Annotated in this window: 11 protein-coding genes; 8 read left to right on the top strand and 3 right to left on the bottom strand. The window is 41.0% G+C overall.

Translation table 11 applies throughout. The features are described 5' to 3' along the window. Positions 1–16: 16 nt before the first annotated feature. From nrfA to A33Q_RS16400, 7 genes are all read left to right on the top strand, one after another. Positions 17–1,510: an ammonia-forming cytochrome c nitrite reductase gene (gene nrfA, locus A33Q_RS16430; RefSeq protein WP_009033731.1), complete on the top strand. Its 1,494-nt coding sequence runs from the start codon at positions 17–19 to the stop codon at positions 1,508–1,510. Positions 1,511–1,521: 11 nt separating this feature from the next. Continuing rightward, positions 1,522–2,853, top strand: coding sequence for an alginate export family protein (locus A33Q_RS16425; protein WP_009033732.1), 1,332 nt, complete (start codon positions 1,522–1,524; stop codon positions 2,851–2,853). A gap of 2 nt (positions 2,854–2,855) precedes the next feature. Then, the gene (gene ccsA, locus A33Q_RS16420; protein ID WP_009033733.1) at positions 2,856–6,035 is read left to right on the top strand and encodes a cytochrome c biogenesis protein; all 3,180 of its coding nucleotides are present in this window, start codon (positions 2,856–2,858) and stop codon (positions 6,033–6,035) included. 256 nt (positions 6,036–6,291) lie between these two features. Continuing rightward, the gene (locus tag A33Q_RS16415; RefSeq protein WP_009033734.1) at positions 6,292–7,665 is read left to right on the top strand and encodes a hypothetical protein; all 1,374 of its coding nucleotides are present in this window, start codon (positions 6,292–6,294) and stop codon (positions 7,663–7,665) included. 232 nt (positions 7,666–7,897) lie between these two features. Further along, positions 7,898–9,190, top strand: coding sequence for a CitMHS family transporter (locus A33Q_RS16410; RefSeq protein WP_009033735.1), 1,293 nt, complete (start codon positions 7,898–7,900; stop codon positions 9,188–9,190). A gap of 1 nt (position 9,191) precedes the next feature. Continuing rightward, positions 9,192–10,517 carry an acyclic terpene utilization AtuA family protein gene (locus tag A33Q_RS16405; protein WP_009033736.1) on the top strand — a complete coding sequence of 442 codons (1,326 nt, stop codon included), beginning with the start codon at positions 9,192–9,194 and terminating at the stop codon, positions 10,515–10,517. Next, a complete protein-coding gene (locus A33Q_RS16400) occupies positions 10,514–10,819 on the top strand; it encodes an AtuA-related protein (protein ID WP_009033737.1) in 306 nt (101 codons plus the stop codon). Before A33Q_RS16405 ends, A33Q_RS16400 begins: the two co-directional genes overlap by 4 nt. An 11-nt stretch (positions 10,820–10,830) precedes the next feature. Here the strand turns inward: A33Q_RS16400 and A33Q_RS16395 are convergent, their stop codons facing one another. Beyond that, positions 10,831–11,739: a carbon-nitrogen hydrolase family protein gene (locus A33Q_RS16395; RefSeq protein ID WP_009033738.1), complete on the bottom strand. Its 909-nt coding sequence runs from the start codon at positions 11,737–11,739 to the stop codon at positions 10,831–10,833. A gap of 312 nt (positions 11,740–12,051) precedes the next feature. Between A33Q_RS16395 and A33Q_RS16390 the strand changes: the two genes are divergently transcribed. Beyond that, positions 12,052–13,431 (top strand): MBL fold metallo-hydrolase, encoded by a 1,380-nt coding sequence (locus A33Q_RS16390; RefSeq protein ID WP_009033739.1) that lies wholly within the window; start codon positions 12,052–12,054, stop codon positions 13,429–13,431. 44 nt (positions 13,432–13,475) lie between these two features. Here the strand turns inward: A33Q_RS16390 and A33Q_RS16385 are convergent, their stop codons facing one another. Together A33Q_RS16385 and A33Q_RS16380 are read right to left on the bottom strand one after the other, a co-directional pair. Then, on the bottom strand, positions 13,476–14,519 hold the full coding sequence (locus tag A33Q_RS16385) for a maleylacetate reductase (RefSeq protein WP_009033740.1): 1,044 nt from the start codon (positions 14,517–14,519) through the stop codon (positions 13,476–13,478). 79 nt (positions 14,520–14,598) lie between these two features. Next, positions 14,599–15,576: a VOC family protein gene (locus tag A33Q_RS16380; protein ID WP_009033741.1), complete on the bottom strand. Its 978-nt coding sequence runs from the start codon at positions 15,574–15,576 to the stop codon at positions 14,599–14,601. Positions 15,577–15,668 lie beyond the last annotated feature (92 nt).

Genomic DNA, 15,668 nt, shown 5'->3' with positions numbered 1-15,668 from the left:
ATAAAACCACAGCAACATGAAAAATTGGATTCTTTTCGGATTGACAGCAGTCATTGTTTTTCTATTGGCCATGTTGGCCTATACCATCATGGACAGAAAGACTGAAGCAAGGTTTGCATACCAGCCAAAGGTAATATTAGAAGGTATTGAGCCCAGAGATTCTGTCTGGGGGCTGAATTACCCCCGTCAATACCAGTCCTATATGAAAACAAAGGATACTACTTTCCAAAGTATGTACAATACAAGTGGCTTTAAAGATGTCCTGGAAGATCAGCCAGAGTTGGTCATCCTTTGGGCAGGTTATGCTTTTAGTAAAGATTACAATCACCCCCGTGGACATGCATGGGCAGTGACAGATGTACACAATACACTTAGAATTGGGTCTCCGACCGAACCAGGAGACGGTCCTCAGCCTTCCACTTGTTGGACTTGTAAAAGTACAGATGTACCCAGACTGATGAGTGAAATGGGAGTCACTGAATATTACAGTCACAAACTTTCCCACCTTGCTACCGAAGTGATCAATCCAATAGGCTGTGCAGATTGCCACAACCCAAAAACCATGAACCTTACCATTACGCGACCTGCATTGGTCGAAGCTTTTGAAGCTATGGGCAAGGACATCAACCAGGCTTCACATCAACAAATGAGGTCATTGGTCTGCGCCCAGTGTCATGTGGAGTATTATTTTGACAAAACCAAGCTAGGTAAAGAAGATGCAGCCTACCTTACTTTTCCCTGGAAAGATGGTATGAGCGTGGAAGCAATTGAAAACTATTTCGATGACATTGATTTTGCTGACTGGACCCATCCTATCAGCAAAACCAAAATGTTGAAAGCCCAGCACCCTGATTATGAATTGTATGAAATGAGCGTCCATGCCAAAAGAGGTGTTTCATGTGCCGATTGCCATATGCCTTATAAAAATGAAGGTGGTCAAAAGTTCACAGACCATCATATAGGATCTCCTTTAAGCAATGTTGAAAACTCATGTTTTGTATGTCATAGGGAAAAACAAGAAGACCTTCTGACTGATGTTTATGAAAGACAGCGCAAAGTAAAAGAAGGATCTTCCAAACTTCAAAAAATGATTGCCATGGCCCACATAGAAGCCGGAAAGGCCTGGGAGCTTGGTGCATCTGATGCCCAAATGAAAGAAATTCTGGAAGGTATCAGGCACGCCCAATGGAGATGGGACTTTGTAGTGGCATCACATGGGGGAGCATTCCATGCACCTTTAGAGTCCAGCAGGATCATTACCTCAGCAACAGGAATAATCCAAGATACCAGAATCAAATTAACGAGGGTGTTAGCAGACTTGGGACATAATAAGCCTGTTGAAATGCCGGATTTCAATGACAAAGACAAATTGCAGGCCTACATTGGATTAGACATCCCAAAAGAAAAAGCAGCCAAAGAAACATTTCTTGAGCAGGTAGTTCCACAATGGCTCAAGGAAGGTAAAGCCAGGGAAGCTAAGAAAGAAGTAAAAACGGTCAGCAGCAGATAATCCTTAAGATCATGAAAAAGCTGAAACTTTTGATCGGGATGTTCCTTGTGGGGATGCCCCTCATGGATGCATACGCCCAATTCAGTATTGACGGACAATACATCATGCGCACAGAATACAGAAATGGATTCAGCAGGATGATTGACCGTTCTGAAGATCCTTTTGCTTTTTTGGCACATAGGGCCAGGATCCAAGCCAGGTATGATACAGAGCACATCAGTTTCTACATGTCTGTTCAGGATATCAGGGTTTGGGGAAGCACTCCCCAAATCAAAGCCACAGATAACTTTCTTTCCGTACACGAAGCATGGGCTACTGCCAACTTCTCAGATACCTGGAAGGTGAAAGTCGGGAGACAGGAACTGAATTACGACAATTTCAGGTTTCTGGGCAACCTTGATTGGGCCCTTCAAGCCAGAGCTCATGACTTTCTCCTTTTCCAACATGAAAAAGAGAACATGAAATTTCATTTTGGTGGAGGCTTTAATCAAACTACACTCGCTCTGACTGATCAGCCATTCTTTACACCCAATCAATATAAAATAGCCCAAATGGCCCGCTATGAAAATAAATGGGGTAAAATTTCCTTTTCAGCGCTATTTTGGAATGATGGAAGGGAATGGCAGACTACAGATCAACAAACAGGAGCAATCATTGACAAGGGAGTTAGATACAGAAGCACCCTAGGCGTCCCCACTTTGCGTTACAATTCCGGCAATTCCCAAATCTCCACATTTTATTATCACCAATTTGGAGAAGGTCTCTCCGGAAGAAGTATCAATGCTTACAATTTCAGTGTGGCCTATAATCATACATTCCCAATCAACAAAGAAGAAGGGCGAATTTGGACGCTGTCTGCCGGTTTGGAGCATATCAGCGGAGATAATTCAGGGACTTTGGAAAATGAGGCATATAGTCCTCTATATGGTACAAATCATCTATTCAACGGGTACATGGACCTCTTTTATGTGGGAGGAACTCATGAAAACACCGTCGGGTTGCAGGATTATTTTGTCAAGTCACGCTATGCTTTCAACAAGAATTTCTTCCTACAGGCTGATTACCATTTGTTTTACTCAGATGTAGAATTATTTTTCTTAAGAAATGATTTCTCCCCTCCCCCACCTGAAGGCCGATATTTTGGTTCAGAATTGGACTTGAGCTTAGGCTGGATAGTCAATGATGCATTTTCCATACAGGGAGGTTACAGTCAGTTTTTTGCAACCGATGTTTTCCAGGCCATCCAGGGCGTCGGAAACCCCAAAAACACTCAAAACTGGGCTTATATGATGTTGATTTTCAGACCAACTATGAAAAATAAATTTATCGGAATACTCCTTTGATTATGAATATTTTAAAACACCTTTTCTCAACCAAAATCACCCTAGCCTTATTGCTGGCCTTTGCCACGGCTATGGGGGTGGCTACTTTTATTGAAAATGATCATGGAACTGCAGTAGCAAGAGGCTTGGTATACGAGGCTTGGTGGTTTGAAGTAATCATGGTATGGATGGCAGTAAATTTTATTGCGCACATTGGCCAATATAAATTATTCCACAAGAACAGATGGCCAATAGGGCTTTTTCACATAGCTTTTGTCATGATCATCATTGGTGCTGGAGTCACCCGATACCTCAGTGAAGAGGGTATAATGCATATCCGTCAAGGAAATGAGGAGAACACCTTTTTTACCACTGCTCATTATTTCCAACTCAAACAGACTGGAAGTGAGCATTCAGCCCAATACGAAAAAGCACTTCAGCTTTTACCGAAAAATTTCAGTCCTAAGACTATTCAGGCTAAGATTGACGGGAAAAGATTTTTGGTTGAATTTGAAGATTATATCAAAGGTGCCAAGGAAGATTTTTTACCTGGAAAAGAAACATTTCTCAGCATCGCTGTCGCTATGGGGGGTGGAAGAGAGGATTTTCTCATAGAACAGGGAAAATATATCCGCTTGGGGAGTCTCAGCCTCACAACGCTTAACGACCCGGACCATCCTATCAGAATCTACAAAGAAGGTGATAATTGGGTGATCGGTTCAGACGAAGACCTCCAGGTCATGTCCATGCAAACTCAGCAAATGAGCAGCCTTAGTGCCGGTGATGTAAAAACGCTTCAGTTGATGACACTTTATCAGTGGGGCGAAGGGGCCTTTTTGGTCAGAGATATTCAGGAAAATGTCAGTCTTGCTTATGTTGCTGAACCGGACGAAAACCAAGCCAAAAACCTACCGGATGTGATCAAATACCGCATCATGGATCAGAACAAGCAAACCATTTCGGAAGCTTATGTCAAAATGGTCAGCTTTCGTCCTGCCTGGACTTCTTTTCAATATGAGGGAAAGAATTATTCTATGACTTTTGGTCCCAAACCAATTGCGATTCCTTTTACGCTTTATCTCAATGCTTTTGAACTGGAAAGATACCCAGGAAGCCAAAGCCCTTCATCCTACGCCAGTGAAGTGATGGTCATGGAAGCCGGAAATGAATTTCCCTACAGAATATTCATGAATAATGTACTGGATCACAAAGGCTTTAGGTTTTACCAATCATCTTATGACAATGACGAGCGTGGTACAGTCCTCGCTGTGAATCAAGACCGGCCAGGAACGTACATTACCTATTTGGGGTATACCCTGTTGACAATTGGCATGCTACTTACACTCTTTACAAAAGGTAGCCGGTTCAGGATATTGAATTTCAAACTGAATAAAATCCAAAGAGAAAAAGTAGTTTCCAATTCACTTAAAGCAAGTACTGAAAAAATCAGCTATGCATCTGCTTTTGTTCTACTGTTGTTGGTCATTTGGGGCATGAATAGACCTCATAAGCAGATTGATCAAAGCCAAGAGACGGTGGTTCCTATTGAACATGCTGAGAATTATGGAAAGCTGATCGTGCAGGACCTTGATGGTAGGATGAAGCCATTGAATACACTGGCCAATGAAATTGTCAGAAAACTGACAGGCAAAAGTTATGTATCCCTTCCAGCGGACCAAAGAGAAATCCGCCTCAGTCCTGAACAATTCCTTCTGGCCGTTCAGATGAACCCATCAAGTTTCAGCGAGCTGCCCATGATCAAGGTAGATAAAGCAAAGTCGCTTGAATTATTCCAGAATTTGGAAGTAGAACCTACTGAAAAATTAGCCTTTCGAGACTTTTTAGATGAGGAGGGTAAATACCTGATTCAGGATTTGGTGGAGCATGCCAATAAACTCAAGCCATCTGAAAGAAACGAAGGCCACAATGAACTCCTCAAAACAGATGAGCGCTTCAATATATTTTACGGCTTGCTTACCGGTGATTTTCTAAGGCTCTTCCCAAATCGGCTTGATAGGAACAATACCTGGTATACCGGTCAGCAGTATATGCAGGGTTTTGAAGAAGACGATGGAATATTTGTTAAAAACATCACGCCCTTATACTTATCCTCTATCCAAGAATCTCTGGAGACGGGAGATTGGTCAGGTGCAGAAGAAACATTGAACTACATTGCTTTGTATCAAGAAAAGGCAGGTTCTGAAGTTTATCCCACTGATACAGAAGTCAAAGCTGAACTTTTATACAATAGGCTGAATCTGGGTACAAAGTTGTTTGGTCCATTCTGGCTTTTGGGATTCATCATGCTCATTCTGGCCATCTACATGCTTTTTAAAAGACCCAAAATATTGGATGCTGCATGGAAAGCAGGAATAATCTTAGCTTGGATAGGTTTTGCCACATTTACATTTCATTTGGCCTTGCGTTGGTATATCGCGAAACATCCGCCTTGGAGCGATGGATTCGAAATGCTTGTTTTTGTCGCCTGGGGGGTATTGCTGATAGGATTGGCGTTCGGGAATAAATCCAAGTTTACCATTCCATTAGGGCTGATTTTCTCAGGAACGCTATTGTTTGTAGGCTTTTTGGATTGGCTGAATCCTGAGATCACCAACTTGATGCCTGTCTTACATTCCTATTGGCTAAAAATTCATGTGGCTGTCATTGTCAGCGGATATGCACCATTAGCATTGGCCGCTGTCATTGCGCTTTTGAGTCTACTTTTGGTCATATTTAAACCAAAAAGTCCAAAAAAATCATGGTGGAATAGCCTAAGAGAATTACAGATGGTCAATGAGATGTCTATTACCATAGGTTTATTTTTATTGACCATAGGAACCTTTTTGGGTGGGGTCTGGGCCAATGAAAGCTGGGGTAGATACTGGGCTTGGGACCCAAAAGAAACTTGGGCATTGATTTCGGTAATTGTTTATGCCATGGTTCTTCACCTTAGGTTGATCCCTTCCTTCAAAAATGGAATGATTTACAATCTAGCCAGTTTGTGGGCATTTGGGGCAATCATCATGACTTCTTTCGGTGTGAATTATTATCTATCAGGCCTGCATTCATACGCCAAAGGTGATCCTGTACCCTTACCGATTTGGGTTTACTGGCTGGTTTTGATCCTGATTGTGATATCAGCCTTAGCCATTTGGAAATATAAACAACTGGATGAAAGTGAAAATGACAGGTTGGCTGTTTAAAAATTGGGAAACTGAAATTTTTAGAATTGATTCTACCGAATCTCAAGTTGTTTTGCATGCCTAAATGGCAGTTTTTTTTTCTGCTTCCGTGCCAAACGACTTGTTTTTCGACAGGAAATTAATTCCATGTGTAGCAACTTTTTAAAGCAAAGATTTCCATACTTTTGAACTGGAAGAACCATTAATTAAAAAAGCCGTTGAATCAAGGAGTTTCACCTTACTCTCTGAGAATTTTTCCATTAAAAGACATAGCGTTATGAACAAAAAAATCAATTTACTAGTCCTGGTTTGCTCCTTAATTTTTATACAGCATTTTCATGCCGATGCGCAAAGTCTTTACAATGCCAGAGGGTATTGGGAAGAAAGCAACAAGCCTACATACAGGGAGATTATCAATAAGCAAAGCTTTGGAGAACCACTTACCGCAGAAGAATTGGAATATCTTAATGACTATGAGGTTTATCTAAATAGGTATTTTGAGCGAATGTCTGATTCAGAAAAAGAAAGGTACTACCAAATGAAAGATGAATGGGACAGGGAACTTAGCAACATAAAGTCCAGCGACAGAAATACAGGTGAATTTGAATGGAGGGGCAGAGATAGGTTTGTTAGTATAGCCTATGGCTTTTCCTATGGCTTAGCTGCTGTTTCTGTTTTCGAAATAGATAATGTAGGTGCAGCAGGTGTCCCTTTGGTCATGGGAGGATTATGGGCTTTAGGTCCTGTATTCAATCCCAAGAAATTTGAGGACATCACAAGACCTGTACTGAGAGCAAATAACTCAGGAAGACTTCTTGGTTGGATTTATGGTGGATCTTTAGGACTACTGCTTTCAGGAAACTCTGATTCTGGCGGCCAGGTGTTTGCAGGAATGGGTGCTGTCGGAAGTATTGCCTTAGGAGAATGGGCATTCCAAAAGCAAAAAAGAGAAAATTATTCGGAAGGCCATATTGAAACACTCAGGCATTATGGCATACTGGGTTCTTGGGTAGGCGCGTCTTCTCTTGGTGCTTTTCAGGTAGAAAATATCAATGCTTATGGTGCTGGGATTTTGGCAGGTGGAGTATTGGGGCTTGCTTTGGGCAATCAACAATCCAAAAAATACCCTTACACCATAGGAGATGCAGAAAACACCACTGTTTTGAGTTTGATTGGTACTGGGTTGGGTTTTGCCATTGCGGCAGAATCCTTAAACAACAGTGAAAGCTCCGCAATCATCCTGATTCCCGCTGCTGGTTCAGTTTTGGGAACTGCATTCGGGCATAAGTCAGCAAAAGGCGTGTATTTGACCAAAAAACAAGGTAGTACTATCGGTTATTCTACAGCTGGAGCTGCTTTATTGGGTTTAGGCTTGATGGCCATTGTTGAAGCAGAATCAGGTGTTGCGGTCATCGGAGTACCCTCCGCATTGGCTTTGATTACCCAACAGATACTTTTCCAAAATTTCAAAAAAGAGAATCAGAGGAAAACGTTTGGGCAAGAGCTTAATTCCAAAACCGGTTTGGATTTTTCTTTGGATATCAAACCGGAAAATTACTTTGTCAATCAGCGCATGCCCATGTTTTCAGCTACACAAGGAATCAACATAAATCCAAGCCAGCCCATCGTGAATTTAAGCCTGAAATTCTAAATGCTATTACAATTCCAAAGGAATTTAAGGACAAACCCCAAAAAGGTATGTCCTTTTTTTTTCGAGGAAATTTTGATTTTCATTCCAATTAAACCGTATTCTTTGCTATGTTTGAATCCTATTGTCTCATATATGAGATAATAGGCCTAGTGACTCATTTCCCTATTTCTTTCAAAAAATATAAAATCAAGCTAAATCAAGCTTAAACTCGAACCTAAAACAACCCTTTGGTATGCTTGCACTTTTGGGCTTACTGACTATAATTCTACTGCTTGTATTGGTGATTTCCAAAAAAGTATCTCCTGTAGTAGCACTGATCTTAGTACCAGTGTTTACTGGAATTCTTGCGGGATCTTTCTCAGAACTCCCCCATATCATCGGTACTGGACTAATCCACATAGCCCCTACGGGCATTATGTTTGTTTTTGCTATTCTGTTTTTTGGAATCTTGATGGATGCCGGCACATTCAAGCCTATCATTTCCGGACTTTTGAATTTTGCAGGCAAAGATCCCGTCAAAATCTGTATTGCTACTGCATTGCTGGCCATGTTGATCCACTTAGATGGTTCCGGAGCAGTGACTTTTCTTGTTGTCATTCCTGCCATGGTTCCTATCTACGACAAGATGGGAATGTCCAGACTTACATTAGCAAGTATAGTCGCCCTTGCTGCAGGCACCATGAATATCCTACCCTGGGGAGGGCCCACCATCCGAGCTGCTAGTGCACTTCAGCTTCAAGTGACCGATTTGTTTAACCCGATCCTGATTCCTGTTTTGGTTGGACTGGTTACAGTGCTTACCATATCCATTTATTTTGGAAGAAAAGAAAAGGCAAATTTATCCAATGCAACAGCCTTTGAACAAGAAAAATCAAAAACAGATGAGGTCATGGAGCAGATAGAGCGTCCAAAACTGTTTTGGGTAAATATCCTTTTGATTCTGCTAGCTATTGGTACATTGATTTCTGGTTTGGCTGCTCCCTATGTGATTTTTATGATAGCATTTGCCATAGCACTGACCATCAATTACCCTAAACTCAGCGATCAAAAAACTAGGATAGATGCACACGCAAAAGAAGCGATGTTAATGGCCTCTATCCTATTTGCAGCAGGCTGCTTTACAGGTATTCTTCAAGGAAGCGGCATGATGGCCGCAATGGCTGAGGCTGTTCAAAATTTTGTTCCAAATCAGGTAGGAAAACAGATTCCTCTTCTAACTGGAATTGTTGGGATGCCAGCAAGCCTTTTGTTTGACCCAGACTCCTTTTACTTCGGTATTCTTCCACTTCTAGCAAATACTGCGGAGTCCTTCGGGGCATCAGGTTTGGAAGTAGGTCAGGCAGCTATAATGGGGCAAATGACCACAGGCTTTGCTGTGAGCCCTTTGACTGGATCCACTTATCTATTGATTGGATTGGCAGGTGTGGACTTGGCAGAGCATCAGTTGAAGACCATACCTTGGGCTTTCTTAGTCAGTTTGATAATTCTGGCTACTGCAATATTGATGGGTATTATTACTATATGACATGGCAAGAGAAAAAATCAGAATAGGCTGCGGAGCGGGATTTTCAGGAGATAGATTTGAACCCTCAAGAATTCTTTTGGAAAATGGTAAACTTGACTATCTGGTTCTGGAATGTTTGGCTGAAAGAACAATAGCGCTAGCTCAAAAACGAAAAAAGGGGGATCCAAGCAAAGGGTATGACCCTTTGTTGGAAAGAAGAATAGAGGATTTATTGCCCTTGTTGATTACATCCAACACCAAACTCATCAGCAATATGGGGGCCGCTAATCCAGAGGCAGGAGCCCGTAAAATTATAGAAATCGCAAAAAAGCTACAGTTGGATGTCAAAGTCGCTGTGGTCTTGGGAGATGATGTCCTGGACAAAATCCAACCTGATCACAGGTCAATGGAAAGTGGAGAGTTACTTCCTTCCTATGGCAATATAATATCAGCCAATGCTTATCTGGGAATCGAATCGATTTTACCGGCACTGGAATCCAATGCCCAAATAATCCTAACAGGTCGCGTAGCTGACCCATCTTTGTTTTTGGCTCCGATGGTTCATGAGTTTGACTGGAGTCCTATGGATTATAATTTGCTTGGAAAAGGAACTGTTTTGGGACATTTACTGGAATGTGCAGGACAAATCACTGGAGGCTATTTTGCAGACCCTATTTCCAAACCCATCCCTAACATGGAAAATTTGGGACATCCTTTTGTGGAATTGAGCAGGAAAGGAGAAGGATTTATCAGCAAAGTGAAGGGCACGGGCGGACAGGTTACAGTCAGGACAGCCAAAGAACAGCTACTTTATGAGGTGATAGATCCTCAGCATTACATAACTCCTGATGTAGTAGCCGATTTTAGCTCCGTTTCTTTTGAGGAGCTTGAGAAAGATCAAATTCTTGTACTTGGCGGAAGTGGAAAAACCAAACCAGAGGAGTTAAAAGTCAGTGTTGGCTACGAAGCCGGTTGGTTGGGGGAGGGAGAAATCTCCTATGCAGGTGCTCATGCTCTAGAAAGAGCCAAACTTGCCGGTGAGATTATTCAAAAGAGAATCGGCCATCTTTACTCTGAATTCAGAATTGATTATATAGGATTGAGTGCTATGCACGGTGAGGTTTTATCCTCAAAATCAAACCCATATGAAGTACGGCTTAGAGTAGCCGGGAAAACCAAAAATAAGGAACTCGCTAACCTGATCGGAGAGGAAGTTGAGGCCTTATACACCAATGGACCTGCTGGAGGCGGAGGTGCAAGAAAAAACACATCTGAGATTATAGGAGTCGTTTCTATACTTATGGATAGAAACAAGATAAAGCCTGAAATTAAAATTTTTGAAATATGAGAAAACTCGCAAATATTGCACATTCAAGAGCCGGTGATAAGGGAAATATACTCATACTTTCTTTGATTCCATTTGAGGAAGAAGATTTCCAATATTTGGTCAATGAAATAACTGCTGAAAAAGTAAAAAAACATTTGGGTGTACAAATAAAGGGTGAAGTAGTCAGATATGTCCTACCCGAAATTAATGCGCTCCAATTCACTTGTTTTGATTCCCTTGGAACAGGAGTTACTACTTCTTTAGCACAAGATGCTCATGGAAAATCAATGAGCTACGCACTTCTGGAAATGAAAATTAAGTAATCTACTAAGGCTCAGCTCTTATTGACTCTAAAATCAAAAACATCAGGTCTGTTGTAATGACCAGCAGGATCAAAATCCATCCTAGCCTGTATCAACTCCGCCAAATCCACTTCTGCTGTCAACAAACCCTCTTGGTCAAACAATGGCCCTGCCAATACTTTCCCCAAGGGAGAAACAATGACTGAGCCTCCTCTACTGAGCACTTCCGGCCTGTCATTGGCCAATTTATCTTTAAGATTTTCAGGAAAATCAGACTTTGTGAAAAATTGATTGCACCCTATCACAAAGCACCTTCCTTCTAAAGCTAGGTGGACCATTGTGGATTGCCAAGTATCTCTTGAGTCTGCTGTTGGAGCTAAATAGATTTCTACCCCTCGCTCATACATTGACATCCTGGCCAAGGGCATATAATTCTCCCAACAGATCAATCCACCTACATTCCCAAATATCGAGTCAAAACTCACCAATGTACTTCCATCTCCCTCACCCCATATGATACGTTCGGCAGCTGTAGGTTTTAATTTCCTATGTTTTCCTAAAAATTCACCTTGAGGACTAAAATACAGTAGTGTACAATAGAGGGTTTTTGTAGTAAGGTCTCTTTCTGTCACCCCTATGGCCAAAAACATTTCATATTTCCCGGCTGCTTCAGCAAGTATGGCCGTTTCATTTCCCGGTACTTCCACACTGTTTTCCCAATACTGTTGGAACTGCCTTCTCCCCTCTTCAGTTCTGCTACCTACTACAGTTCCAAAATCCATACCCGCAGGATAGGCCGGGATAAAGCTTTCTGGAAATAAAAGTACATCTACATTTTTTTCAGCTGCCTTTTCTATCCAAGTCAAGACTTTTTGTAAAGTTTTCTCCTTATCCATAAGGACTGGAGTAGCCTGTACGCAGGCCAAAGTGATTTTTTTCATTGGTCTTGATTATTTAAATTGAAAATCTGTGGCTTAATTCTATAAAAATTTAAGGTACTATTACTGGTTTAAAGATCGAAATTATTCTGAAAATGAAATTCAAAGCCCTTCAAAAGAATTGGATTTATTTGAAAAGCGGCCTGAAAAATTGAAGTAAAGGATTTTCAATTAGGCAATTTTTAAAATGCAAAAATTGGATCTAAGTAATGATTATCACAAAAAGACAAATGACTAAAGCTTAATTTTGTTTTTGTAAAGTAAAATGAATGCTTTTCAAATCAATTGAATTAAAATAATTAAAAAGAAATAACTATGTTTTTCGAATTAGTATATGATAAAAGTCTGGCTCAAGCCAGTTATGTAATCGGATGTCAGGCAGGAGGAATCGCAGCAGTCATCGACCCCAAAAGAGATGTGGACACCTATCTCAAAGTTGCAGAAGCAAACAACCTAAAAATCACTCATATTCTTGAAACTCATATTCATGCTGATTTTCTCAGCGGCTCAAGAGAATTGGCCGCCCTAACAGGAGCCGAATTGTATCTATCAGATGAGGGAGATGAAAATTGGAAGTACGAATTCCCTCACAAAAAATTGAAACATGGTGATATTATCAAATTGGGGAATATCACATTCGAAGCTCTGCATACCCCGGGACATACCCCAGAACATTTAAGTTTTCTGTTGACAGATAAACCTGCAAGTAAGGAGCCTGTAATGCTGTTTACGGGTGATTTTGTTTTCGTAGGAGATGTTGGAAGACCGGACTTATTGGAACAAGCAGCAGGAATCAAGGGAACACAGGAATTGGGGGCCGGCCAGATGTTTGATTCCCTTCAGGATTTTAACAAAATGCCGGAATTCATTCAGGTATGGCCAGGACATGGTGCCGGTTCGGCATGTGGCAAGGCCCTCGGAGCTGTTCCAATGACTACAGTGGGTTATGAAAAAATCAGAAATTGGGCCTTACAAATGTTGAATGATAAGGCAGCATTCAGCAAAGAGCTTCTTGCTGACCAGCCAGAACCGCCCAAATATTTCGCCATGATGAAGAAACTGAATAAGGTGGAGAGAAATCTCCTTACGGAAGTCCCTTCTATTCCTAACTTATCTGAGAGTGAGTTTCTTAAAGCCAAAGAAAATGGACTTGCTATCATAGATACCAGACCTTGGAAGCAATATGCTGATGGGTTTTTGAAAGGAACACTCAATATCACTAATAACAATTCCTTTTCTACTTGGATGGGATGGTATATGGATTATGAATCTGACTTCATTTTAATTGCAGAGGAAAACGAGGTGGAGGACCTGACCAGAAAATTGATACGAATAGGTTTAGATAACTTCATAGGATATCTTACCCCTGCTCAATTAATCCATTTTGAAGGAGAGAATTTACAGACATATTCTCCGGTGGACAAAGAAACAGTAAAAGCCAAACTAGCAAATGAGGACGTTCAACTGATCGACGTCAGAGGAAAGTCAGAATTTAAAAATGGTCACATTGATGGGGCAGAGAACTTGTTTGTAGGCAAGCTGAATCAAAATCTGGATAAAATCTCCAAAGAGAAAGAAGTGATTATCCATTGTCAAAGTGGGGCAAGAGCGGCTATCGCTTACTCCCTTTTGGTAGCCAATGGTTTTGATAATATAGTCAACTATTCAGGAGGCTGGGCTGACTGGACAAGTTAACATAAAATTTCAACGAGCTTGAAGGAATTTCAAGCTCGTTGTTTTTACATCATTTTCTCAAGCATCATTATCAATCTTTTCTTATCCAAAGGTGCTGGATTGGCATAGCTCATTTCCATTAAATAATCCACAGCTTTGTTTATATTCTTTTCTTCAAAACCTAGCTTTTTCAGGGAGTAGCCTACATTGAGATTTTCCTGTAATTTCCTGATTTCATAATAAGGCTTCTCTCCAAAAACCCCTTCGAAAATATCTCTTTCCTCTTTTTGGAGAAAACTCCACTGATACTCCAATACAAAAGGCAAGAGCAAAGTGTGTATGTGTGAATGTTCCAGACCAAAATTTCCTCCAAGAACATGGGCTGTCTTATGATGTAAGCCCATATTGACTTCACATAAAACTTTCCCACCAAGGTAAGCACCAAATAAAAGGGCTTCATTGATTTCGCTTGTCAATACACCCTTTTGTAATAAATCTTCAAAAGCAGTCATAAAAGAGTTAAGTCCTGACTGAGCCAAAACCTGTGTAATTGGATTTCCTTCAGAAGCATAAACTGCCTCTACCAAGTGTGCCATTGCATTGAAAGCGGATGGAATTGCTAATTCCAATGGCAAGTTCAAAGAAAGGAAAGGGTCAAAAATAACCAACCTGGGATGCACACGGTCATCTCTTTTTACTGTCTTGACTCCATCATTACTGATTCCGTAGATATTTGTCATTTCTGAACCTGAGTATGTGCTAGGTGCAGCCCATAGTTCGGTATCTATTTCCAGTGCCAAAGCCTTTCCTAATCCAATTGCTGACCCACCACCAAGACAAAAAAGGATATCAGGTTTTTTATTTGTAAAAAAAGTTTTTGCTTCGTCTACCAAAGTTCTGGGAACATGCTGGATAACTTTTTCAAAGTGAAAAACCTCCTCGACATGCTCGAGTTTGCCTATTTCATCAACCAATTCAGCATTTCTATTACTGGCGATCACACCCATCCTCACTTTTTTGTCTTTGGGAAGACTTTCCTTGATGGCGACTAAGGTTCTTTTTCCAAAGACCACTGTCACTGCATGTGTTTTATAGCTAAAGGGGTTCATATAGCGGTGATGTTTAGGTAAATTTCAAAATAGAAAACACTTCTTGTGGAAGTGCTTTCTACGAATATCTAGGAAATAATTAAACCCTCAAATACTTAGGAAGCACAATCTCTTCCAATGGCTTCACAATCTCCTCTCTTCTGTGTTCAAAAACAGGAGGTAGTAGCAATTGGTGTCCAAGTAAATTCTCTTCTTCATCTATGGCAAACCCAATATCCGAAGTAGCAAACTCAAACAAAGCTCCGGAAGGAGTCCTATTGTAAATTGAGTGGAAATAGTTTCTGTCCTTAAGCTCAGTCACATCTGTGTAGCCAAATCCCTCAATATAAGCTTTCAGCTCAAGGTTGTGCTCATCTTTGGCAGTAGCAAAAGCAATGTGATGTGGAATTCCAACAGCAAAAGTCCAAGAACCTTGCTCCATATTAGGCACATGGTGTAGTTCTATGGTTTTCTGAGCGCCTCCATCTTTGATGTGGTACCTATGGAAGTCCCCATCCTGCCCTACTTTGCTGAATTTGAGTACTTTGGTTAGGTAAAAATCCATTTCTATGATATCTCTTGAGCGGATGGTCGCACCAAATAGCCCCCTAATGCCATTTACTTTGGAAATCTCCTCAGTTTCCCAAGCATTTCTGTTATCATTATCACAACCTACCACAGCCATACCAATACCGGATCTGTCTTCGAAAGTGATCATTTTATCTCCGAATCTTTCGATGATACCAGAGTGAGGGACATTGTGTTTGTTGAGATGCTTTACCCAAAACTCAAGTGAAGCGGTGGGTACAGAGAAGGAAGATGTTTCGATTTGTCCAGAGCCTTTTCTGCCATAGACACCGGCTTTTTTGAATGGAAAAGTAGTCCATACAGAGCCTACTTCAGCGTCTGCATTGGCATAATACAAGTGATAAATACTGGCTGCTCCGTCAAACAGTACCGTTTGCTTGATCATGCGCATGCCCAATACTTGGGTCACAAAGTCAATATCTTCTTGGGCAGAACCTACACTCACAGTCAAATGATGTAGCCCTGTAATGTAATCAGCAGGATTATTCATGGTTTTTTGGGTTTTGATTATTGTTAAGTTTAATTTTCAAACCCAAATTACATAGCTAGGTTTAACTTCATTCTGCTAAATACAGCTTTTAC

Origin of the sequence: Indibacter alkaliphilus LW1 (assembly GCF_000295935.2) — a bacterium.
GTDB lineage: Bacteria > Bacteroidota > Bacteroidia > Cytophagales > Cyclobacteriaceae > Indibacter > Indibacter alkaliphilus.
Note: the sequence above shows the minus strand (reverse complement) of the source record. Positions and strands in the feature narration are given on the sequence as shown.